The sequence below is a fragment of the Arsenophonus sp. PmNCSU2021_1 genome (assembly GCF_036919435.1).
GTDB classification, from domain to species: Bacteria; Pseudomonadota; Gammaproteobacteria; order Enterobacterales; family Enterobacteriaceae; genus Arsenophonus; species Arsenophonus nilaparvatae.
Genome location: NZ_JAZHPL010000006.1, coordinates 20,486 through 43,873, shown reverse-complemented (window position 1 = coordinate 43,873; position 23,388 = coordinate 20,486). Strand labels below are relative to the sequence as shown.

Below are 23,388 nucleotides of genomic sequence, written 5' to 3'. Positions count from 1 at the left end.
CATGATCGGTGACACAATATCACCCATGTCACCCTTTATCTCGGATTTTATCTAAAGAAAGCCCCTGTCCCGCTTAGTCGTTTAAAACATTATGCCGGTGAAGATAACATCACGTTACGCTATAAGAGTCACCGCACAAAAAACAGGAAGAAGAGGTCATAACATCCGACGAATTGATTACCCGGTTTGAGTCTCATGTACCTCAAAAATGGTTTCACATGATCCGCTATTACGGTTTTTTAAGTCCATCAGCCCCAATGCGAAAAATGTTAACAGAGGTTGTTTATCCGTTAATCCAGTAGGATAAAAAATCCGCTAAAAAAATCACCTTTCGAAACATGTATCGACATGTCTTTAAAGTCGATCCACTGGCTTGTCTCTTATGCGGGAAAGAATTACTCTTCGCAGGAATGAATTTTGGATTGAAGCTTAAAGAGCTTATGGCTCGTCACGATGAATTGGCACGTTTGCGGTGGCAATAAAAACTCACTATAGGGTAGATCTATCTTTTGTTCAAAACTGATTAATAATTAATCGTTCCTTAACCCTTTATTCTGTTTTTTATCTCAACCTTCAAAAATAATTCTGGCAAAACTTAGAAAAAATAAAAATGGGTTCATCAGGGCATAGGTTAATTAGTAACCTTTTCTGGTATTAATTTCTTATACATCAAGAGATTGCAAAACGTACGGGTCTGGCAATAATGAAAAAAGAACTTTATCGTTTGCACTACGGTAATAGAAAAATAGGCAATGATGTTACCAAATTTTGGTTAGACGGCCCATTAAAAATTAGCCCGCAAGAACAAGCCCAATTTATCTATAAGTTAGCCACTAAACAATTACCTATTGATAAAACCATTCAAAGTGAAGTAGCTAATATGCTACTTATCAAACAGACTGCCAATATTAAAATTTATGCTAAAAGTGGCTTAGCCAATATTAATGGTGAGCGTACCGGCTGGTATGTCGGATGGGTGGAAAACGCTGACGGTAAAATAAAAACTTTTGCCCTTAATGTCGCGATCTCAGATGATAAAGCAGTGTCAAAACGCGAATCATTGACTTTACAGTGTTTAGCAAAATTAAAAATTATTTAAAAAATTACTAATCGGAATACTAAATTATTCTGATTAGTAACAAATAGATAAATAAAAGGTTGCTCACATTGCACGCTATTGCGTTTTATTCTAGACACGAGTTTCGCAATCTCCAAAAAAGAAGTATAAATTTAAAAACAAGAAAAAATCAGGGTGTTCATATTTTGTCGGGTTATCCATGTATTAAAGATATCTATAAAACATTCTTACAAGTAAGCAGTTTAAGATACTCTGGTTTAGCGTTATCAGAAGTAAGCCCATCGCCTTTATCTCATGACACTGTTAGCCGATGGCTAAAAAGTAGATGTTTTAGACCTAAAGACCTATGGCGATTAGTTGAACCTTCTATAGACAAAAAAAGCCCTTGCGTACTAATTGCCGATGATACATTGATTGCCAAAACACGTAGTAAAAAAATAGAGATGGTCCATTATCAATATTCAGGTAATGAACATGATGTTATTGCTGGCATAGGTTTAGTTAATTTGCTTTGGCATGATCTGACGAAGGTTGAATCAATTCCTATCAATTATCGTATTTATGATAAAGATTCTGATGGAAAAACAAAAAACACGCACTTTTCCGAAATGCTCACTCTTGCTAAAAAAAGAGGGATCATGCCAGAAGCCGTAGTGATGGATGCTTGGTATTCTAGCCTGGATAACCTGAAATCAATTCGCTCTCATGGTTGGATCTGGGTAAACACGCTGAGGAAAAATAGGATTGTTAACCATAACAAACAACTGAACAAGTTAGACATCTCAGAAGAAGGAACGTCAATACACTTGCGAGGATATGGTTGGGTCACCGTTTTCAAATTTACAGCCAAAAACGGCCGTATTGATTACATACACGAGTTTCGCACAGGCGTATAAAATACTAGAAATGGCTTAAAATCGATGATTAATCTTCAAGTTACTAAAACACATAAATTTTATTAAATTACAATAAGTTGCTTTTGATTTATAAGATTCTGTCTATTTATATATTATGCTGGATTAAACTTAAAGATAGAGCGTTTATTTATTGGTGCGAAACTCGTGTACATAGTAACAAACAAAGAGAATCCCACCCGTCAATACCTCAAATCTATCATGGATGCCCGTTGGTCTGTTGAAGTTTATCATCGAGAAGTTAAACAAAACTGTGGTATTGAACGCTGTCAGGCTCGCACGAGCCGAGCGCAAAGAAATCATATTTTTCTCGCTATTTCTGCGTGGTTTGAACAACATAAACGTCTTATATCTGAAAAAATAACCCTTTATCAACAAAATTGGGACGTAATCAAAAGTGCTATTACTGAGCAAATCCGTGTTTTATTAGCGTACCCAAATTAGTTTTGTGCGAAACTCGTGCTAAAGTGAGAAATTAACACTCCGTGCAGGCAAATTTTCTGGTATCAATTTTTTAGCCATTAAGTCGATCAGTTGGTGTTGATTTGACCATACAGACTCAATAATTTGCATAACCCATGGAGAAATCTGAGAAGAAAGTCGATAAAAAACCCATTTCCCTTCCTTACGATTTTGTAGCAACCCACTCTTTTTTAACATGGCTAAATGACGAGATATTTTAGTTTGGGGTTGCTCAAGTGCAATACAAAGATGATAAACACAAAGCTCCCCCATTTCTCGCAAAAGAACTACGATCCTAAATCTTGTTTCATCAGACAAATTTTTAAAAAACTGCAATGACTGTAACTCCATCTCTAATTTACCTCTAACAGGTTATATTTTCAGTAATAGAATGTTAGGATCAGCTCACTATCCCTGAGATAGAACAACGCCAACAACTAGCTTTACAAAAAACAATCACTAAAACTTCTTGTAAGATCTAAAACAGCCCAAAAATTCATATCATCATGATTTTTTGATTAAAGGGCGCAACATACGTTGTAAAATCACAGTGCTAACTAACAATATGCAAACAATGGTAATAAAAACAACAACAAAAGAAGTATCAAAGGCTTTACTCGCTTCCATTATCAATATCTGAACCTGATCTTTATCCATCGTTGATGCCGTGCTTAATGCTTCATCTATACTGTCATAAACTCGTGCATCAATTGTTAGCTGTTCGGGAACAAAAAGAGTATAACTATAAATTGCCGTCATCATGCCGCCCAATATGGTAACGCCTAATACACTACCCAGCTCATAAGCAACGTCTTCAATAGAAGCTGCCATACCGGACTTTTCATCAGGCGCATTGAGCATAATCGTGGTAGATGCAGCGGTAAATGCCATTCCCACACTGATACCAATCATAAATAAATTAATCAACAACAAAGTAATAGCGCTCTGATAGAACAGGATCATCCCTATTACCCCAACCAGCGTTAATATAAAACCTACCACGGTCGTTAATCTCTCGCCAAAACGAGGTAACAGTAAACCGGTCAATGGTGATGCAAGCACGGAACCAATTGGTATTGGAAGGATACAAAGCGCAGCTTGTAATGGTGTGAAACCAAGTACTAACTGTAAGCGTTGACTTAAAACTAATTCAATGCCAACAATTACACTCATAGTAATAACGGCGATAATTACTCCCGCTGAAAACAGTCGATTACTGAATAAAGAAAAATCAATTATCGGTTGCGATTGTTTGCGCTGGCGTAATACCAAAAACAGCATAAAGATAAGGCCAATCAAGGCAGCAACACAAAATTCAAGTAAAGAAAAATTGGGGTTGCTTAACTCTTTTAATGCATAAATCAGCCCAACTAAACCGACTAAAATTAATAATGAGCCTAAAAAATCAATAGCACGTTTGTTTGTTCCACCACAGCTTGGGATCAAACTCACTGAAAAAGGTAGCACCAACATAACAACAGGCACATTAATTAAAAATACCGATCCCCACCAAAAATATTCCAGTAATAAACCACCTACTAAAGGTCCAACCGCAGCGCCACCAGCAGCAACCGCTGACCAGATACCAATCGCCAGTGATCGTTCTTGAGGCTCAGTCACGAGTTTCGCACCAATAAATAAACGCTCTATCTTTAAGTTTAATCCAGCATAATATATAAATAGACAGAATCTTATAAATCAAAAGCAACTTATTGTAATTTAATAAAATTTATGTGTTTTAGTAACTTGAAGATTAATCATCGATTTTAAGCCATTTCTAGTATTTTATACGCCTGTGCGAAACCCGTGTCAGTAAAAATATGACGAACAATTGATAAAGTTGCTGGCATCATCATCGCGGCACCTAGCGCCAAAAAGACTCTAGCAGCAATCAAACTTTCTGCATTAGGCGAGAATGCAGCACAAACTGAAGCTAATGCAAAAAGTGGTAAACCGCTGATCAGCATTTTTTTATGACCAATGCGATCACTAAGCATACCCGCGGCTGGCAATAATCCAGCAACCACCAATGGATAAGCATTGATAATCCACAATTTCTCAGATGCGTTGGCATGGAGTTCATGGGTTAAAGTCGGCAATGCTGTATAAAGCACTGTCATATCAATGACAATTAAGAAAAGAGCACTAGAAATTAAAAGGAGCGCAATCCATCTGCGATTATCATGAGTATTAACCATAAAATATCTCTATTTAGAAAAAAATATGTAGTATGTTTATCTGCCATAATGTTAACGTTAAGCTTACGATATTAATCCATACGTATGTATTTTAAAAGAGGTTTTATTTAATGGGGCGTAAAAGAAGTATAGATAGAGATAAGGTATTTAGATGTAGCCGAAAATATTGTGCACCAACAGGGTGTCAGCGCACTAACTATCGATGCAGTGGCAAAAGCAATGGGAATTTCCAAAGGAGGGGTTCAGTATTGTTTCGGTAATAAAGAAGCGCTGATTGATGCAATGTTTGATCGCTGGGAAAAAGCCTACAATGAAATCTTTTTTCAACAATTTACGCAGGATAGTTCAGCCGAAAATCGGGTAATAGCGCACATGAAAGCAACCTACCATTTTGAGCAAGCATCTAACACTAAAGGTGCAGGTTTAATGGCTACATTACTGCAAACACCAGAATATCTTAATAGTACACGAGTTTCGCACCAATAAAAAAACGCTCTATTTTTAAGTTTAATTCAGCATAATATGTAAATAGATAAAACCTTATAAATTAAATATAACTTATTGTAAATTAAGTGAATTTATGCATTTCAGTAACTTGCAGATTAATCATTACTTTCAAGCCATTTCTAGAATTTTATAGGCCTGTGCGAAACTCGTGTAGTACTCGTGAGTGGTATCGTGAACGTATCGCTAAGTTAGATACTTCAACCGAAGTGGGGAGACGTGCTCGGCTTGTCTTTTTTGCTACAGAGGGGGCATTTATTTTACGTGCTTTCGGATTCATGAATATTGATCAGCAAGAGTGGGATGAAATTTTCACTGATATCGAAATGTTTTTATCAGCTAAAATATGAAAAATAAAATACTATAAAGACAGAGAATATTTAAAGATATATTTTGACGATCATATGTTTATTCAAACATATCTCTGAATATTCCAAAAATATAGTTAATTTGTCTATATATATAATCATTATATATATTTAATTGATCTCTGATAATAAATATTGATAATATCCTATAGTCATATAAATTTAGGGAAAAATTATGATTATAGATCGCGCTTTATCTACCGAACTAAAACTTATTAATAATAACAATTCAAGTATTATAAATAATATCATTAATGACCCTGAAAATTATGTTAGTTTTAGTGACAAAAGTGAATTATTATTATCAATAATAACATTAAGGATAAGCCATGTTGTAATACATTTAATTGAAGATCATAGAAAAGAAAAATCAAGAGCTGAATGTATTGCAATAACTAAAAATTTATTATCTTCCCTCAACAGTATTGAAAATCAGCAATCTGAAGAAAAAGTAATATTCATATCTTTACCTAAAGGTGAAAGACTAAAATTAACACAAAGATTTTCTAATAACGAAAACAGATACGAAACTATTATCGAATATAAAAAAGTTCGTGCTTTTCACTTGGGTCAATATAATGAAAGTAAATCTTATGTTAATAAAACTTTTGAGGAAATAAAAAAACTTTTAGTGAGTGATATTTTGGCACATGAATATGATTATACTTATAAAGATGAATCTCTTTTGACTATAGCCAAAAATATAAAGCAAAAATTAGATGATAATATAAATAATAAAGAACATAATGGCGTTGTGTTAAAAATAAATAATCCTAATGAACCAATAATATATAACCAAAAAAGTATTGGTGCTAAACTGAGAGAAACCTATCAAGAGGGCTATACTAGTTTATCTTTTATTGAGAAAAAAAATAATTTTACTAATAAAAAACATTTAATATTAGGTATTGTTTCCCCTTCTAAGCAAGTTTTTTTATTAAGCCCAGCCAGCGGCGATGATAAAAATATTTATTACGATACCAATATAAGATATGTTAAATTAAATTTAACTTCTAAAACTAAACTTGATAGCCGTGAAAAAAGAAATGAATTAATAAAAGAATTTTATGAAAGCCTAATAACTAAATTAGAAAATGTACCAGCTAATAGTGTATGTATTGAAAATATAATAAAATCCCTTTGCCCAACATGTAAAATTAGTACTATCACGCAAAACCTTAATAAAAAAGAAAAGGCGGCATTTTTAGAAAATATCAATCATGGCGTTTTAGAGCAAACTGATGTTATTGATGATAGCAAACAATTACCGCAAAAATTAATTGCAACTAAAAAAAGTCACCCAGAAGTCTCCAGCATAACAAATACATTAACGTCTTTAGTCACAAAAAAACAAATTTATAATGAGGCATTAAATCCATTTAGTGAATAATTTAAATAACAGTTTAATAATAGTAGATAATATTCTGTATCAAAGACAAAAATCTAACTGAATAAAAAATAATTAAAAACTTATCTTTTATTAAATGGTTTTTATTTTACTAATAAATATATTTTTGATTGTATTTACGAAAATAGATATAAAAAATATTTTTAATTAAAAATAAAATTATATTAAACATATAAATTTAATTTAATAAAACAACAAGCATAATCACCAATAGTTATAGCTTAACCAAATAATCGAATATAAAAAAATTAAATCATTTTTATAATACATAACAATTTTACAATTCATATAATTTAGAAGATGTTAATAATTTTATTCTAAGTTTTTGCTGATTATATTAAATAATCAAAACCAACACTAAGGTTTAACTGATTTTTTGAGGATATTATGGATATAAGCTTTTCTCTACCAAAAACAACATCATTAACAATTAGTGATAGCAAGTTTAATCAGATTTTGGGGGCTAATAGCTTAAATGAAGCAACCAAAATAAAAAACGTATCCGATTTTATTGATTTCATAATGGATTGGTTTAAAGGTGGCGTCAGACGCCAAAAAATAGAACAACTTTTTGAAACCCTTCAAGATGTAAAAAATACTGATGTTTCCAACCCCGAATCAGCTCGGTTGGAAAAATTTATCCAACTTAGAAAACTGGCACTTCCCAAACATTACAATCAATTTAAACTAGAAATTACCCCAAAAGATGCCAATGACGACTGGGGATATAAATTAAAAGTAGGCAACTTTACCTTATATCAATGTGATAAAATTTATGAAAAAACAAAAAATATTAATGAGAGAGAACAATTAGCTGATTTTCATGTAAAAAATATCTGTATGAAATTAGAGGAAGCACTTTCTGTCGAAAATCCCGATACCAAGCAACTATTAGATTTCTCTATTAGAAGATATTCAGGCGGTAGTGAAAAAAATCAACATAGTTTGCTAAAAAAATTAGACGACAGTGGCTATAGTAAAGATAATTTTCTTGGCGTTAAAGATAGTAACAAACCTAATGAATTTATTGCATTATTTAAAAATGATAAACAACTGATATTTTCTAGCAAAACGGGTGAATTAGGCAACAATTTCTTGAGAACACGAGTTTCGCACAGGCGTATAAAATACTAGAAATGGCTTAAAATCGATGATTAATCTTCAAGTTACTAAAACACATAAATTTTATTAAATTACAATAAGTTGCTTTTGATTTATAAGATTCTGTCTATTTATATATTATGCTAGATTAAACTTAAAGATAGAGCGTTTATTTATTGGTGCGAAACTCGTGGAGAAATACCTTCGCTGGCCAAAATTATAATAATTTGCGCGAGCTGTTTTTCAGCCAATATACAATCAAAAATGAGCCTTTCTTTATAAATATATTGCAACAAGCGAAAATGGATTTTTATGATCCGATAACCCAGGATGCTTCTTACCTAAGCGAACGAGAGCACGCTATTGTTAATACAAAACTTAGCGCAATTAAAATTGGTGATAAAACACTTGATAGATTATGGGGCTTATCACTAAACCAACCGGGTGAATATTTTGATGATAGTTTAACTTCTAATCCAATTAGCTCTCTTTTAAATGACAAAGCCTTGCGGGAAAAGTTTTATAATTTAGGATCAGAATTTGAGTTTGATAAACCAGAAGTAGAGTTTGCTGATATAAGGTTACAATCTGATGGTTTAGAATCAGATTTTGATGAAATAATGTCTGATAAACCGTTGTTTGAAGAATCCACCATCGACCAAAGTACTGTTGTCCTGCCAGATTCAAGTGATGAATCTGGCTATGAATCTGAAGAATATTTGTCAGTTAAAGATTATTCAACTGACAAAAATCTCTATGAATTAACATTTATTAACGAGATTGATGATGTTAAATAACATATCAATTCAAACCCATTCTGACAGTTATTAATTATGACTTCCGCCCCAGCCTATCAAAATAGCTGGGGATAAGAATTATTATTACTGATTAAATTGCGATAAGATAAAATTTTACGACTTATGAAAATAAAAAAACAAAATTAAAATATAAATTTAATTTACTATCACTTCTGCAACTACCCCTATTAATTTAATTCTCTGTTCAAAAATATAAAATCTCTCTGGTTAACCGCATAAAATAAGCTATTTACAACCTACTGACTAATTCAACATGACAGATAAGTATTTAAAAATAACTTTTGCTTCAATTAATTAGAAACAAAATACGGCTTATTTTCACCAATCTTAATTTAAGAAAAAATGCATATTATATTAATTAATAACTATTTATTAGCAGAGTGAAATAATAACTTAAGTTTACCTGATAAAAATAATCTGTTGCGTCAAAAAAATTAATTCGCTAAAAAAATCAATAATTTTATTGGCATTTTTTGCATTTCTGGTTATCTGCCACTGATTTACAAAAAGCCGGTTTGCCCGTAGCGAAACTAACGCAACCGCAAATTGACGTCAGTACCATGCCCGATGTGCAAGTCAGCTATGACAGCAGCCAACAACGGCTACTATTACAAGTTCCCGACAGCTGGTTGCCACAGCAAAACCTAACGATTGGCAATAACCCTCACCGCTATCAGGGACTTAGTAGCCAGGGAGCGCTATTTAATTATGATATCTACGCCAACCGGACTCAGCATAATCATTCACAAATTTCTGTCTGGAATGAACTACGCTTGTTTAGTATGGCTGGCAGCCTATCCAGCACCGGGGTATTTAAACAGCAAATTGGTGGTAGTGATCAGCATAACGATAATCAGGGATTTACTCGTTATGACACCACTTACACCAATGAAAACGAAAACCATGCTATAAGCTGGACGGTCGGCGACTTGATTAGCAACGCATTAAGCTGGAACACGAGTTTCGCAATCTCCAAAAAAGAAGTATAAATTTAAAAACAAGAAAAAATCAGGGTGTTCATATTTTGTCGGGTTATCCATGTATTAAAGATATCTATAAAACATTCTTACAAGTAAGCAGTTTAAGATACTCTGGTTTAGCGTTATCAGAAGTAAGCCCATCGCCTTTATCTCATAACACTGTTAGCCGATGGCTAAAAAGTAGATGTTTTAGACCTAAAGACCTATGGCGATTAGTTGAACCTTCTATAGACAAAAAAAGCCCTTGCGTACTAATTGCCGATGATACATTGATTGCCAAAACACGTAGTAAAAAAATAGTGATGGTCCATTATCAATATTCAGGTAATGAACATGAGGTTATTGCTGGCATAGGTTTAGTTAATTTGCTTTGGCATGATCTGACGAAGGTTGAATCAATTCCTATCAATTATCTTATTTAACCTGAGTTCGGGATAAGAAATAAAGAGAAAGTCTTGATATTCAAATAGTTGAATGAGCCTGTTTTGTTAAAATACTCTAACAGTCTGGTTAAAGAGTAGAGCATTGTTAAACAATTATGGAAAATCTTACTGAACTTTATTGCCTGATGGATGATTTTTGCAAAGACTTCGAGCCAAAAATGCATGAATATTTGCTGACTAACGGTACTAAGCGTCGTAGACGGTCTACTCAGCTTTCGTTGGCGGAAATGATGACACTGGTTGTGTTGTTTCATCAACTCCGATTCAGGCAATTCAAGGTATTTTATCTCTATTATGTCCGCTTATATCTCCGGAAGGAATTTCCTAACTTGCCATCCTATTCACGCTGTGTAGAGTTACTTCCGCGTAGTGCCTTAGCGTTAACGGCACTGTTTGAGTCAATTAAGGGAAAATGCACGGGGCTATCGGTTGCCGATTCTACTCCGATAGCGGTGTGTGATAACTTACGGATCCGCAGACATAAAGTCTTCAATGGGATAGCTGAACGGGGAAAAAATTCAACAGGTTGGTTCTTTGGTTTCAAGCTTCATGTAATTATCAATCATTTGGGGGAAATACTCAGTTTTCGACTCACACCAGGAAACACCGATGATCGGAAACCATTGCCTGAGCTGACAAAGGATCTTTCTGGTTGTTTGTACGCAGATAAAGGGTATTTATCGGCTTCACTGAAACAGCAACTCAAAACGATGGGAATTAGCCTTATAACGAATATCAAGAAGAAAATGAAGCCTATTAAACAGACTTGTTTCGACAAAGCCATCTTGCGTCATCGTTCTGTCATTGAAACGGTATTTGATGAGTTAAAAAATCTTTGTCAAATAGAGCATACGCGACATCGCTCTCCGGCTAACTTTGTAGTGAATTTATTAGGCGGACTGGTTGCATATTGTTTAATGCCATCTAAACCAAAGATACCTGTTGCAGGTACGTATCTTCAAGTATAATTGATAATGCTTATCCCGAACTCAGGTTATTTATGATAAAGATTCTGATGGAAAAACAAAAAACACGCACTTTTCCGAAATGCTCACTCTTGCTAAAAAAAGAGGGATCATGCCAGAAGCCGTAGTGATGGATGCTTGGTATTCTAGCCTGGATAACCTGAAATCAATTCGCTCTCATGGTTGGATCTGGGTAACCACGCTGAGGAAAAATAGGATTGTTAACCATAACAAACAACTGAACAAGTTAGACATCTCAGAAGAAGGAACGTCAATACACTTGCGAGGATATGGTTGGGTAACCGTTTTCAAATTTACAGCCAAAAACGGCCGTATTGATTACATAGTAACAAACAAAGAGAATCCCACCCGTCAATACGTCCAATCTATCATGGATGCCCGTTGGTCTGTTGAAGTTTATCATCGAGAAGTTAAACAAAACTGTGGTATTGAACGCTGTCAGGCTCGCACGAGCCGAGCGCAAAGAAATCATATTTTTCTCGCTATTTCTGCGTGGTTTGAACAACATAAACGTCGTATATCTGAAAAAATAACCCTTTATCAACAAAATTGGGACGTAATCAAAAGTGCTATTACTGAGCAAATCCGTGTTTTATTAGCGTACCCAAATTAGTTTTGTGCGAAACTCGTGTGGAATAGTAGTGTCAGAATGGGTGGGCTGTCACTGTCCCGTGACTTCTCTATCCGACCCGATATTATTACCTACCCATTACCGACCTTTGCTGGTAAAACTGCCGTCCCTACCGCAGTTGACCTATTTATCAATGGTTATCGATCCAGTAATAGCCAGCTACAACCTGGCCCTTTTACTATCACCGATATCCCCTATATTAATGGCTCTGGTGAAGCGGTATTGGTCACCACTGATGCCCTTGGCCGACAGGTTTCCACCACCTTACCGTTTTATGTTGCCAGTACCTTGCTGAAACCGGGTCTTTCTGATGGTGCATTTTCAGCCGGGGCACTACGTCGTGATTATGGCATCAAAAATTTTTCCTACGGGCCGGTAGCCGCCAGTGGTTCTTACCACTATGGTGCTACTGATTGGCTGACATTAGAGTCCCATGCGGAGGCAGCATCCTCATTGGCGCTAGGTGGCTTTGGCTCCTTAATTAAACTGGGTAATTTTGGTGTGCTTAATGGTGCTTATACGCTCAGTCAAATGCGAGGCAATCACGGCAATCAGTTTAATTGGGGTTACCAATATACTCACTCTCGTTTTACTTTGGCTACCCAACATACCATCCGTTGTCAACGATCACCGAAAACTGATCCACTTTTTAGCTAAATCCGATCAATCAAAATTGATCCACTTTTACTCAGTCATTGCTCCTGAGCGCCGCTTATCTTTCAATCGATAGCTTTCACCGCTTAATTGCAGTACATGCGAATGATGAAGTAAACGATCAAGCATAGCGGCAGTTAATGTTGCGTCATCAGCAAAAGCATTTGGCCATTGCCCAAATGATAAGTTACTCGTCAATATGACACTGCCATGCTCATAACGCTTGACAATCACATTGAAAAACAGGTTTGCTTCTTCTCGCCCAAACGGCAGGTATCCAATCTCATCGATAATCAACAATTTCGGGGCCATCACCGAACGTGATAGATATTGTTTGAGCTTATTTTGTCGTTTGGCAGTTGAGAGTTGCAACATCAGTTCAGCTGCCGTGGTAAAGCGGGTTTTCTTCTTGGCCTGTACTGCTTTTAATCCTAACCCAATAGCTAAATGCGTTTTGCCTACACCGCTTGGGCCAAGCAACACGACATTTTCATTACGTTCAATAAACGTTAATGCGCTTAATTCCTGTATGTGTTGTTTGGGGATCCCCGTTGCAAACTTAAAATCGAACGTATTAAGTTCTTTATGTGCTGGGAATCCTGCCATCCGACTCAAAAGATTACGGGTTCGTTCATCTCGTTGTTGTTGCTCACATTTTAATAGGGACAGTAAAAACTCTCCGTAGCTTTTGTCTTGGGCAATGCATTATTCGGCAAGTGATCACCAATGAGTCGGAATAGAATTTAATTTCAATGACTCACACAGGTGTTCAATTTGTTCATGCAATAACATGTTCACCTCCCAGCAATGCTTCGTATACGCTGATTGAGTGTTGCAAACTGACAGATTCAAGGGGCGGTACGATACGGATATTAAGCGTATCAGTCTGCGGGATAGATTGGCAAACCCTTGCTGGTAAGGGTAGAAGATACTTAACTTCCTTAGCTAGTCTATCTGCTGGCTTCTCTAACGTTGTTCCATGAATCCGCTGATGGGCAACGCGTTGTAACCAGGGCCCCACTCTTGCATTAGCTATCTCAATATCCAGTTCAAGATTATGAGCACGAAGGTCGGTATTTAATGGTACGATAAAGCTGTTTTTTAAATAGTGGTTAAAGCGCTCTACTTTCCCTTTAGTTTTTGCCCTGTAGGGCTTGCAAGCACACAATTTAAACCCGTAATCTTTCGACATTTGAAGGATTTCGACATGTAATTTATGTTCACCTTCTGCATAAGCATCCCGTTCGATGATGAGGGATTTTGCGTTATCACACAATATTTCCTGTGGTACACCACCAAAATAGTCGAAAGCTTCTCGTAAACCTTGTTGCCAGGATTCTGCTCGTTCATTATCAAAGAACTTTACATAACTCGCACGCGAATAGCCTAGCGTTGCACCAAACGCTTTTAGTGATTTTTTACCTCGCCGGATGCTGGTGAAGTCGATTTGCATTTGTTGACCTGGCTGTGTTTCAAAACGGACGACAGCTTCGGGAACAATGCTTGGTTTAAATTGACAAACAAATCGGCGTAATTGAGCAATACCGCCTTGATAGCCGCTTTCAACTACTTCATCAAATAAGACTGTTGCAGGGATCCAATCAGGTTTAGCCAGTTCAATTCGATGAAGCAAATAAGGTTTAAAGGGTGCTAATTTAGTCGGTTGTTGACTTCTTTTAGCATAAGTTGGCATTGTCTGTTGTTGTAAATGATGTTTTACGGTGTTACGCGATATGCCCAATTCACGGGCAATTTTTCGAAGGCTTTGTCCTTGTGCAAAGCGAACATGAATATCCACAAATATCTCCTTGGTTAACATAAATTATCCGTACAAAAATGTGCGAATAATACCAAGTGGATCAGTTTTGCATGATCGGTGACAATCCGCAACAGCAAGTTTGGTAATTTGGCACTATATGATCAACCCAACAATCCTAACGATACCCAACCTATCTACAGTTTAAGTCGACGGAGTTCGCAATATTCTGCCTCATTATCATTAAATGAATTTGGCAGTATTGGTTTGGCTTACCTGGACATTTATAGCTTCAACGGCGATAAAAATCGCTTGCTCAACTTATCATGGAGTAAGGGTTTATGGGGCAATAGCAGTTTTTATGCTTCTGCTAGCCGCGATTATTCACAAAATAACTGGTCATTCGCCTTAGTGCTACAAATTCCATTTAACTTCTTGGATTCGATGACGATAGATGCGCAACGCAATACTGCCGGTCAAAATACTCAGCGCGTCACTTATAGCCATGCCATGCCAAGCGACGGCGGATTCAGCTGGAACATGGCCTACGCGCATCAAGACTCGCAAGATGATTATCAACAAGCCTCACTAGGCTGGCGCAATGCCCATGTCCAAATACAGGGCGGAATTTATGGTTCGTCTGGCAACTATACCCAGTGGGGGAATGTTTCCGGCTCACTGGTTATCATGGACGGTACCATTCAAGCGGCTAATAAAATCAACGATGGTTTTGTATTAGTGAGTACCGATGGATACCCGAATATTACCGTTGATTATGAACATCAACCCTATGGTAACACCGGCAAATCTGGTTATTTGTTGATCCCTAGTGTACCAGCCTACTACCCAGCCAGTTATCGTATCAATACCCTAAATTTACCACCCGATATCTATGCAGATACCACCAAACAACGTATTTCTGTCAAACGCGGCAGGGGCTATCTGCTCCATTTCCCCATCAAAGTACGCCATGCTGCTAGTGTCATCCTGACCGATCAACGGGGCAAAGCACTACCATTAGCCAGCGTGGTTTCTCGGGCGGGCAAACCAGACACTTATGTTGGTTGGGAGGGATTGGTTTACTTGGAAGAATTGGAGCCAAACAATTTGCTAACTGTCCGCACGCCGGAAGGTAAACACTGCCAGCTTAGTTTACAACTGCCGGCAAACACTAGCCAACAACTAAAAACCTACGGCCCGCTTACCTGCGCTTTAGATGGCAACCCCAGGAGTTACCATGAATAAACGTCTATTTTCTGCCATTACGTTGTTATTGACTGGCCTGATTAACAGTCCTGTTTGGGCTGCTTGTACCGCAACCATGCAGAATGCTTCATTTGGCACACAAAGCTCTTTTGTCATCAATAGCACTGTCCAATCAACCTCGGCTAACCTAGTCGTCACCTGTGGAGCAGTACTAGCTTCATTATTAACCACTGATACGATTTCAGCCAAACTCAATAGCGCATCAAGCTCAAGCGGGACGCAAGCGGCAATGCAAAACACCGCCAATACCGATCTTGAACACATTAATATGTCACGAGTTTCGCACAAAACTAATTTGGGTACGCTAATAAAACAGGGATTTGCTCAGTAATAGCACTTTTGATTACGTCCCAATTTTGTTGATAAAGGGTTATTTTTTCAGATATACGACGTTTATGTTGTTCAAACCACGCAGAAATAGCGAGAAAAATATGATTTCTTTGCGCTCGGCTCGTGCGAGCCTGACAGCGTTCAATACCACAGTTTTGTTTAACTTCTCGATGATAAACTTCAACAGACCAACGGGCATCCATGATAGATTTGAGGTATTGACGGGTGGGATTCTCTTTGTTTGTTACTATGTAATCAATACGGCCGTTTTTGGCTGTAAATTTGAAAACGGTTACCCAACCATATCCTCGCAAGTGTATTGACGTTCCTTCTTCTGAGATGTCTAACTTGTTCAGTTGTTTGTTATGGTTAACAATCCTATTTTTCCTCAGCGTGGTTACCTAGATCCAACCATGAGAGCGAATTGATTTCAGGTTATCCAGGCTAGAATACCAAGCATCCATCACTACGGCTTCTGGCATGATCCCTCTTTTTTTAGCAAGAGTGAGCATTTCGGAAAAGTGCGTGTTTTTTGTTTTTCCATCAGAATCTTTATCATAAATAAGATAATTGATAGGAATTGATTCAACCTTCGTCAGATCATGCCAAAGCAAATTAACTAAACCTATGCCAGCAATAACCTCATGTTCATTACCTGAATATTGATAATGGACCATCACTATTTTTTTACTACGTGTTTTGGCAATCAATGTATCATCGGCAATTAGTACGCAAGGGCTTTTTTTGTCTATAGAAGGTTCAACTAATCGCCATAGGTCTTTAGGTCTTTAGGTCTTTAGGTCTTTAGGTCTTTAGGTCTTTAGGTCTAAAACATCTACTTTTTAGCCATCGGCTAACAGTGTCATGAGATAAAGGCGATGGGCTTACTTCTGATAACGCTAAACCAGAGTATCTTAAACTGCTTACTTGTAAGAATGTTTTATAGATATCTTTAATACATGGATAACCCGACAAAATATGAACACCCTGATTTTTTCTTGTTTTTAAATTTATACTTCTTTTTTGGAGATTGCGAAACTCGTGTATGTGTAAAGCTTCCAACTGCGCCACCACGACGCCGATTGGTAGTACTATCAATTACTCATCAACCGAATTGCTTAACTTATTAGGCGGCAACGTATTTACTATTCCAATCTATTTTAAAACCGTCACTGGACAAAATTTATCAGCCGGAACCTATAACGTAACGTTAAATCTAACCATTAACTGGAATATTTGTGGGCTACTCGGCATTGGTTCGATCTGTTTAAATCCACAAGTTGGCAGTACCACCCTTTCGCCGGTGGTGTCACTGATCGTAACCAATGATTGCTCAACCATCAGCGCGCCTAACATCAATTTTGGCAGCGCACCGTTAGTTAGCAGCTTTCCTAATGTGTATAGAGAAGTGATTTATTTGATACTTACGGGAATTGGCGGGATCTGGCGGGAATTCGTGGGATTTCTTAGGCTTAGAGCTGATTTATGTATTTGATACCAATGAACAAAAAAAGAACAAAAATAGGTCTACAGGTAAAATTTTTGATACCTATTAAAAATTGCTTTAAGTGTCTCTATAACTGAGACTTTAATACCTTGTAGGCACATTTTAATGAAGCCAGCGCCTCATGCACTGGCTTTGTTGGTTAACCAATCTATTTCTTGCTTCCCTGTATTAGAATAAATTTTTTCCAAAATCTCTCTGACCTGCTTATCATCCATAGCGGCAAGAAGTAAAGCTATTTCTCTCCTTTTTCCTGACAAATCAAGCAATGTGACAGTCCCTGGTTCTGGTATCTTAAGAAGAATTTTTGTTCCTTCACGCCTAAGAGATTGTAAAACGTGCTCTTGTTCATCTTTACTTAGCCCTTCTAATACATCTAACCATTTATCAGCTAGTTCTGTAGAGCATGTTTTTTTATCGTTATCGACATGAGCCATAGGAGCTATTTGCTTGCCAGTGGCAAGCCACTCGACCGAAACATCCATCGATTTTGCTATGTTAAGAAGCACTGGTAGTGTTGGCGTCCCTCCCGAAAGCAACCTATTCATGCCTGACGTAGAGATGCCAACAGCTTGAGCGAATGCGCTAACACTCTTAAACCCGCTAAGTAAACTCATCATTCGAGATTGAAAATTACCGCATCCAAGTTCACTAACAGAAGATGAATGCTCATTCCCCTCCAAATTCACATCATCCGAGTTCTTATTAACAGATTGTTTTTTAACTATTTTACCCATAAAAACACCTCGCAATCTAGAGATTATCTCAGATGATGTTATTTTTTATCTCATCCGAGTTGATATTTAACTTTAATGAGCTTATAGTTTGTTCATGTCATAAGCTTATGAGCAAAAAATATGCGCAAAAAAAATAATTGTTTATGCACAAAACCGTCTGACTGGGAGCGAGAAGATATAGTGGCTGCTCTGCATAAAAAAGGATGGTCCATCAGGAGACTATCCAAACATCACGGCTACAAGTCGCCCACATCTCTTACCAATGCATTAGATCGTCGTTGGCCTAAAGGTCAACGACTTATAGCAGAAGCGATAGGTGTTGCCCCTTATGAAATATGGCCAAGCCGATATTAAGACATTTTTGTTCATGAACAAATACTATCAATCGGAGGATAGCGTGTTTGAGTTAAAAATGCACTATAGTGCCTCGGATCTTGCTCGGATGAAACTCCCTGGTTTACCGGCAACATCAAGAAACATAAACGAAAGAGCAAAAAAAATGGTTGGAAATCGCGCAAAAGAGAAGGGCAAGGTGGAGGGTTAGAATACAGTTTTGATAGTTTACCTAAAAATATTCAAAATTTGTTACGTGAACATCATCTAAAACAGCTAATGATCGCTGTACCGGGGGATGATGTCGTCAAGCACCCCATCGTATCAAAGGCCAACGCTAACCTCGAAAAATCGGGCAAGCTGGACGTTTACCGCCGTTGCCCGGCATTGATTGGGGACAGGTTAGCCGACCTGACGGATAAACAGCGCCAGATCGCGGATGCACGCATGTTATTGGTGCAGCATATCCTCACCATAGGCCAACAGCCCCGTTATAGCTGTGCGCAGGCCATCCGCTTTATTGTCCAGCAGGCGAAAACCGGTCAGTTGCCCGAGAGCATCGCGCAAGCGGCACAGGTGGCCAATGCCAAGAAAGGCCAAAACCGTCAACTCAGTGAAATCACCCTCAAGCGCTGGTTGGCCGACTACCGAAAGGCCACTACCCCCGCCGAACATCTGATAGTGCTGGCACCGGGTAAGCGTGAAGTCGTTAAGCCGGAGCAAATAGCCTGGCTACATGACTATCTGGCGCACTATCGCAAGCCGAACGGGTGCAGCATGAAAGAGGCGTATGCGGATTTTTGCGCCGAATGGCAACAGCGCTATGCCGATGAGCCGCTGATGTTAGCCGCGCAGCCTTCCTACGATGCGGTGCTGTACGCGATGGAGAAACTCCCCGAAATCGTCAAACAGCGCGGGCGCAAAACCGGCAGCGAATATCGCCAGCTGGAAGGGTTTGTTCGCCGCGACTGGACCAGTTTACCGGTGAACTACGTCTGGATTGACGACGGTCACGGCATGAAGATGAAAGTCGCCCATCCCGACCACGGTCAACCCTTTTCGCCGGAAGTGACCTTTATTCTCGATGGCAGCTGCCGCTATATCACCGGCTGGAGCCTGTCGCTCTCTGAAAACGTGATTGCCGTCACCGATGCCCTGCGTTATGGCATTGCCACTCACGGCAAGCCGTTTCTCTACTACTCAGATAACCGCAGTGGGGAAACCAATCTCACCCTGGATGCAGACGTGACCGGTATTCTGCGGCGGCTCGAGATTGACCACCCGACCGGTATCGCCGGCAATCCCCAGGGGCGAGGCATTATTGAACGCCTTAACCGTACCTTGCCCATGTACATTGGCCGCCGCTTTGCCACTTATTACGGTACCGGCGCTGACCGGGAAACGGTGCGCAAGACTGGCAAGGCGCTTAAATCCGCCTTAAATGCCCAGGCAAAGGGCCATGCACTGACCGTCGCCCAGCAGAGCACGCTACGCAAGCTCCCCTCCTGGGAGAGGCTGATTGATGAAATCAAGGCCGGGGTCGAGTGGTACAACGCCCGTCCGCACAGTGAACTCCCCAAACGCCCCGATGGCCAGCATTACAGTCCGGCCGAGTTTCGCCGCTGGAAGCTGGAAAACGAAGCCACCGAGCTGGAATGGCTAACACAGTTTGAACTGCGTGACCTGTTTATGCCGCAAACCGAGCGCACGGTCAGGCGCTGTGAAATCCGTTTCCTTAACAATATTTAACCTGAGTTCGGGATAAGCATTATCAATTATACTTGAAGATACGTACCTGCAACAGGTATCTTTGGTTTAGATGGCATTAAACAATATGCAACCAGTCCGCCTAATAAATTCACTACAAAGTTAGCCGGAGAGCGATGTCGCGTATGCTCTATTTGACAAAGATTTTTTAACTCATCAAATACCGTTTCAATGACAGAACGATGACGCAAGATGGCTTTGTCGAAACAAGTCTGTTTAATAGGCTTCATTTTCTTCTTGATATTCGTTATAAGGCTAATTCCCATCGTTTTGAGTTGCTGTTTCAGTGAAGCCGATAAATACCCTTTATCTGCGTACAAACAACCAGAAAGATCCTTTGTCAGCTCAGGCAATGGTTTCCGATCATCGGTGTTTCCTGGTGTGAGTCGAAAACTGAGTATTTCCCCCAAATGATTGATAATTACATGAAGCTTGAAACCAAAGAACCAACCTGTTGAATTTTTTCCCCGTTCAGCTATCCCATTGAAGACTTTATGTCTGCGGATCCGTAAGTTATCACACACCGCTATCGGAGTAGAATCGGCAACCGATAGCCCCGTGCATTTTCCCTTAATTGACTCAAACAGTGCCGTTAACGCTAAGGCACTACGCGGAAGTAACTCTACACAGCGTGAATAGGATGGCAAGTTAGGAAATTCCTTCCGGAGATATAAGCGGACATAATAGAGATAAAATACCTTGAATTGCCTGAATCGGAGTTGATGAAACAACACAACCAGTGTCATCATTTCCGCCAACGAAAGCTGAGTAGACCGTCTACGACGCTTAGTACCGTTAGTCAGCAAATATTCATGCATTTTTGGCTCGAAGTCTTTGCAAAAATCATCCATCAGGCAATAAAGTTCAGTAAGATTTTCCATAATTGTTTAACAATGCTCTACTCTTTAACCAGACTGTTAGAGTATTTTAACAAAACAGGCTCATTCAACTATTTGAATATCAAGACTTTCTCTTTATTTCTTATCCCGAACTCAGGTTAATTTAGCGTAATCCCACCGTCCGCGCTCAGGCTGCCACACTGCCGGCATGACGACAAAACCCCCTGTTCCCAAGATAGCCTATGCGGTGCTTAACGCCGCGACGCTCTCGCCCTTTGATCATGACGGCTGGTGTCAGGTGATGCCCGCCGGCCATGTCCGGGCGCGTGACGGTCGCCCCGAGACGCCCGCCGAGGGCTGGCTGATTAACGAGGCCGCGTTTAACCGCATGGTGGCGCGGGTGGTAGCCCTCAATCAGCCTGTCAAAATCGATTATAACCACCAGACGCTGTTTAAACCGGAAGCGGCCCCGGCGGCCGGCTTTGTTCCGGCGACCCCGGCGCGTTTTCGCTGGGACGACAACACCGGGGTCTGGGTCAAGCCGGACTGGAACCCGCCGGCGCTTGAGCACCTGAAAAACAATGAATTTCCCTATTTTTCGCCGGTGATGGGCTATGACGCGCGCAGCGGCGAACCCCTGGAGCTAAGAATGTTAGCCATTACCGGCGATCCGGGTCTGACGGGCATGCGCCCGGTGGCCGCCCTGAGTGCCGAGTACCTGTACCAGGCGTTAACTGTTTCCCCTTCCTCCCCTAAGGAGCCTGCAATGAATCCATCGTTAAACGCGCTGCTGGCCGCGCTGGGCCTGACAGTGCCGGAGGGCGGCGAGCTGACCGATGAGATCGCCACCACCGCCCTGTCTGCCGTGACCACGCTAAAAAGCCAGGCGGACAAGGCCGCCGCGCTGGAAACCACTATGGCGGCCCTGTCCGCTGACCTGAACGCCCTGAAAACCCAGGCACCGACGGTGGCCGTGGATTTACGCCGCTATGTCCCGGTCGAGACCTATAACGCGGTGCGTGAGCAGGTGGTGTCACTGTCCGCCGACCTGGGAAAAACCACCCTGGCGCAGACGCTGGACCAGGCCGAGCAGGACGGGCGGATATTGAAATCCGAGCGCGCCTACCTGGAAACACTCGGCGACCAGATTGGCGTGGCGGCGTTGTCGGCGCAACTGGCGACGCGCCAGCCGATAGCCGCCCTGACCCGGGTGCAGACCGAAACCCTGATGCTGCCGCCCCAACACCGTGAAAAAACCGCCACCGTCGCCCTGTCGGCGGAAGAGTTACAGGCCGCGCGCGTGCTGGGGATGACCCCGGCGGCGTTCCAGAAAATCAAGACCGAGGACGCACTATAATGCCAACCCCCATTACCCCGTCGCAAATCACTGCCCTGATGACCGGCTTTCGCAAAGAGTTTCAGAACGGGCTGGCGATGGCCCCGTCTCACTATCAGCAGGTGGCGACCAGCGTGCCCTCGACGTCAAAATCCAATACCTACGGCTGGCTGGGGCAGTTTCCCGCGTTCCGTGAGTGGGTCGGTGCACGCAGTATCCAGCAGATGAAAGTCTATGGTTACACCATCAACAACAAGACCTATGAAGGTACGGTGGCCATTACCCGCGATGATTTCGAGGATGACAATCTGGGCGTGTATACCCCGCTGTTTCAGGAAATGGGGCGCGCTGCCGCCGCACAACCGGACGAACTGGTGTTTACCGCCTTGCGCGACGGCAATAAAACCGACTGCTACGACGGTAAACCTTTTTTTGATAGCGAGCATCCGGTCTATCCCAAGGTCGACGGCACCGGCACCGCCAAAAAGGTCGCCAACCAGTTGATTGAAAAAACCGGCACCGGGGCAACAGAAAAAGACTACGAGGGGGCGGTATGGTATCTGCTGGACTGCTCACGGGCGCTTAAACCGCTGATTTTCCAGAACCGCCGCCCGCCGGAGTTACTCGCCCTGACCAAGGTCGATGAGGGGCGCGCGTTTACCGATAACGAATTTGTCTTTGGTGCCTCCGCCCGGCGCAATGTGGGCTACGGCTTCTGGCAGATGGCTTACCGCATGCAGGCGTCACTGACGCTGGATAACCTCTGGAAAGGCTGGAGCGCCATGCGCGGCTTTAGTGCCGATGGCGGTCGCAAGCTGGGTATTCGCCCGACCCATCTGGTGGTGCCGGTGGAGCTGGAAAAAACCGCCACCCAGTTACTGGAGCGGGAATTACTGGCCGAGGGCAGCACCACGGTCTCTAACGAAATGAAAGGCAAGCTGACACTGTTGGTGGCAGATGCGCTCTAAACGCCCT

Annotated in this window: 20 protein-coding genes and 10 pseudogenes; 22 read left to right on the top strand and 8 right to left on the bottom strand. The window is 40.4% G+C overall.

Annotated elements, in window-relative coordinates; genetic code table 11:
- Positions 1-18: 18 nt before the first annotated feature.
- The 4 genes and pseudogenes from V3224_RS29970 to V3224_RS12995 form a co-directional block, all read left to right on the top strand.
- Positions 19-302: pseudogene (locus V3224_RS29970) on the top strand (transposase).
- A 362-nt stretch (positions 303-664) separates the two neighbouring features.
- Positions 665-1,099 (top strand): penicillin-binding transpeptidase domain-containing protein, encoded by a 435-nt coding sequence (locus V3224_RS13005; RefSeq protein WP_334472028.1) that lies wholly within the window; start codon positions 665-667, stop codon positions 1,097-1,099.
- Positions 1,100-1,263: 164 nt separating this feature from the next.
- Positions 1,264-1,944: pseudogene (locus V3224_RS13000) on the top strand (IS701 family transposase); the annotation flags it as partial.
- 198 nt (positions 1,945-2,142) lie between these two features.
- A pseudogene (locus V3224_RS12995) lies at positions 2,143-2,436 on the top strand (transposase); the annotation flags it as partial.
- A gap of 18 nt (positions 2,437-2,454) precedes the next feature.
- Here V3224_RS12995 and V3224_RS12990 read toward each other — a convergent pair.
- The 3 genes and pseudogenes from V3224_RS12990 to V3224_RS12980 all read right to left on the bottom strand — a co-directional run.
- Positions 2,455-2,805 carry a metalloregulator ArsR/SmtB family transcription factor gene (locus tag V3224_RS12990; RefSeq protein WP_052044924.1) on the bottom strand — a complete coding sequence of 117 codons (351 nt, stop codon included), beginning with the start codon at positions 2,803-2,805 and terminating at the stop codon, positions 2,455-2,457.
- A gap of 153 nt (positions 2,806-2,958) precedes the next feature.
- Positions 2,959-4,074, bottom strand: a complete 1,116-nt coding sequence (locus tag V3224_RS12985; RefSeq protein WP_334470969.1) for an MFS transporter — start codon at positions 4,072-4,074, stop codon at positions 2,959-2,961.
- A gap of 155 nt (positions 4,075-4,229) precedes the next feature.
- Positions 4,230-4,652 (bottom strand): annotated as a pseudogene (locus V3224_RS12980) (MFS transporter); the annotation flags it as partial.
- A 110-nt stretch (positions 4,653-4,762) separates the two neighbouring features.
- On the opposite strand from V3224_RS12980, the pseudogene V3224_RS12975 reads away from it, so the two are divergent.
- The 10 genes and pseudogenes from V3224_RS12975 to V3224_RS12930 all read left to right on the top strand — a co-directional run.
- A pseudogene (locus tag V3224_RS12975) lies at positions 4,763-5,123 on the top strand (TetR/AcrR family transcriptional regulator); the annotation flags it as partial.
- Positions 5,124-5,296: 173 nt separating this feature from the next.
- The gene (locus V3224_RS12970; RefSeq protein ID WP_442890343.1) at positions 5,297-5,506 is read left to right on the top strand and encodes a hypothetical protein; all 210 of its coding nucleotides are present in this window, start codon (positions 5,297-5,299) and stop codon (positions 5,504-5,506) included.
- A 193-nt stretch (positions 5,507-5,699) separates the two neighbouring features.
- Positions 5,700-6,914: a hypothetical protein gene (locus V3224_RS12965; protein WP_334470968.1), complete on the top strand. Its 1,215-nt coding sequence runs from the start codon at positions 5,700-5,702 to the stop codon at positions 6,912-6,914.
- A gap of 405 nt (positions 6,915-7,319) precedes the next feature.
- A complete protein-coding gene (locus V3224_RS12960) occupies positions 7,320-8,066 on the top strand; it encodes a hypothetical protein (protein WP_334470967.1) in 747 nt (248 codons plus the stop codon).
- 146 nt (positions 8,067-8,212) lie between these two features.
- Positions 8,213-8,830, top strand: a complete 618-nt coding sequence (locus V3224_RS12955) for a hypothetical protein (RefSeq protein WP_334470966.1) — start codon at positions 8,213-8,215, stop codon at positions 8,828-8,830.
- 536 nt (positions 8,831-9,366) lie between these two features.
- Positions 9,367-9,840: a hypothetical protein gene (locus tag V3224_RS12950; protein ID WP_334470965.1), complete on the top strand. Its 474-nt coding sequence runs from the start codon at positions 9,367-9,369 to the stop codon at positions 9,838-9,840.
- A 35-nt stretch (positions 9,841-9,875) separates the two neighbouring features.
- A pseudogene (locus V3224_RS12945) lies at positions 9,876-10,250 on the top strand (IS701 family transposase); the annotation flags it as partial.
- Between the two features lie 119 nt (positions 10,251-10,369).
- The gene (locus V3224_RS12940) at positions 10,370-11,242 is read left to right on the top strand and encodes an IS982 family transposase (RefSeq protein WP_334467716.1); all 873 of its coding nucleotides are present in this window, start codon (positions 10,370-10,372) and stop codon (positions 11,240-11,242) included.
- Between the two features lie 28 nt (positions 11,243-11,270).
- Positions 11,271-11,873, top strand: a pseudogene (locus V3224_RS12935) (transposase); the annotation flags it as partial.
- A gap of 12 nt (positions 11,874-11,885) precedes the next feature.
- Positions 11,886-12,509 (top strand): annotated as a pseudogene (locus V3224_RS12930) (fimbria/pilus outer membrane usher protein); the annotation flags it as partial.
- Between the two features lie 66 nt (positions 12,510-12,575).
- Here the strand turns inward: V3224_RS12930 and istB are convergent.
- Both istB and istA read right to left on the bottom strand, forming a co-directional pair.
- Positions 12,576-13,337, bottom strand: a pseudogene (gene istB / locus V3224_RS12925) (IS21-like element helper ATPase IstB).
- Entirely contained in the window at positions 13,324-14,364 is a 1,041-nt protein-coding gene (gene istA / locus V3224_RS12920) for an IS21 family transposase (RefSeq protein WP_334470963.1), read from the bottom strand. Before istA ends, istB begins: the two are co-directional and overlap by 14 nt.
- Positions 14,365-14,421: 57 nt before the next feature.
- On the opposite strand from istA, the gene V3224_RS12915 reads away from it, so the two are divergent.
- Both V3224_RS12915 and V3224_RS12910 read left to right on the top strand, forming a co-directional pair.
- Positions 14,422-15,546 (top strand): fimbria/pilus outer membrane usher protein, encoded by a 1,125-nt coding sequence (locus tag V3224_RS12915; protein WP_334470962.1) that lies wholly within the window; start codon positions 14,422-14,424, stop codon positions 15,544-15,546.
- Positions 15,539-15,898: a spore coat protein U domain-containing protein gene (locus tag V3224_RS12910; protein WP_334470960.1), complete on the top strand. Its 360-nt coding sequence runs from the start codon at positions 15,539-15,541 to the stop codon at positions 15,896-15,898. Before V3224_RS12915 ends, V3224_RS12910 begins: the two co-directional genes overlap by 8 nt.
- Here V3224_RS12910 and V3224_RS29965 read toward each other — a convergent pair.
- Positions 15,858-16,872: pseudogene (locus V3224_RS29965) on the bottom strand (IS701 family transposase). The gene V3224_RS12910 and the pseudogene V3224_RS29965 sit on opposite strands and share 41 nt — an antisense overlap.
- A 55-nt stretch (positions 16,873-16,927) precedes the next feature.
- Here V3224_RS29965 and V3224_RS12890 point away from each other — a divergent pair.
- Positions 16,928-17,392: a Csu type fimbrial protein gene (locus V3224_RS12890; protein ID WP_334470955.1), complete on the top strand. Its 465-nt coding sequence runs from the start codon at positions 16,928-16,930 to the stop codon at positions 17,390-17,392.
- 131 nt (positions 17,393-17,523) lie between these two features.
- Here the strand turns inward: V3224_RS12890 and V3224_RS12885 are convergent, their stop codons facing one another.
- On the bottom strand, positions 17,524-18,138 hold the full coding sequence (locus V3224_RS12885) for a helix-turn-helix transcriptional regulator (protein ID WP_334470954.1): 615 nt from the start codon (positions 18,136-18,138) through the stop codon (positions 17,524-17,526).
- A 120-nt stretch (positions 18,139-18,258) separates the two neighbouring features.
- Between V3224_RS12885 and V3224_RS12880 the strand changes: the two genes are divergently transcribed.
- From V3224_RS12880 to V3224_RS12870, 3 genes are read left to right on the top strand one after another with little or no spacing between them, the layout of a single operon-like run.
- Positions 18,259-18,492, top strand: a complete 234-nt coding sequence (locus tag V3224_RS12880) for a helix-turn-helix domain-containing protein (RefSeq protein WP_334470953.1) — start codon at positions 18,259-18,261, stop codon at positions 18,490-18,492.
- Entirely contained in the window at positions 18,467-18,682 is a 216-nt protein-coding gene (locus V3224_RS12875) for a hypothetical protein (RefSeq protein ID WP_334472071.1), read from the top strand. The genes V3224_RS12880 and V3224_RS12875 overlap by 26 nt, the downstream gene beginning before the upstream one ends.
- A complete protein-coding gene (locus V3224_RS12870; RefSeq protein WP_334472027.1) occupies positions 18,607-20,220 on the top strand; it encodes a DNA-binding protein in 1,614 nt (537 codons plus the stop codon). The genes V3224_RS12875 and V3224_RS12870 overlap by 76 nt, the downstream gene beginning before the upstream one ends.
- A gap of 26 nt (positions 20,221-20,246) precedes the next feature.
- On the opposite strand, the gene V3224_RS12865 is transcribed toward V3224_RS12870, so the two are convergent.
- The gene (locus V3224_RS12865; RefSeq protein WP_334467716.1) at positions 20,247-21,119 is read right to left on the bottom strand and encodes an IS982 family transposase; all 873 of its coding nucleotides are present in this window, start codon (positions 21,117-21,119) and stop codon (positions 20,247-20,249) included.
- Between the two features lie 166 nt (positions 21,120-21,285).
- Here V3224_RS12865 and V3224_RS12860 point away from each other — a divergent pair, with 166 nt between their 5' ends.
- Both V3224_RS12860 and V3224_RS12855 read left to right on the top strand, forming a co-directional pair.
- Positions 21,286-22,434, top strand: a complete 1,149-nt coding sequence (locus V3224_RS12860; RefSeq protein WP_334470952.1) for a phage protease — start codon at positions 21,286-21,288, stop codon at positions 22,432-22,434.
- On the top strand, positions 22,434-23,381 hold the full coding sequence (locus V3224_RS12855) for a Mu-like prophage major head subunit gpT family protein (protein WP_334467912.1): 948 nt from the start codon (positions 22,434-22,436) through the stop codon (positions 23,379-23,381). Before V3224_RS12860 ends, V3224_RS12855 begins: the two co-directional genes overlap by 1 nt.
- Positions 23,382-23,388 lie beyond the last annotated feature (7 nt).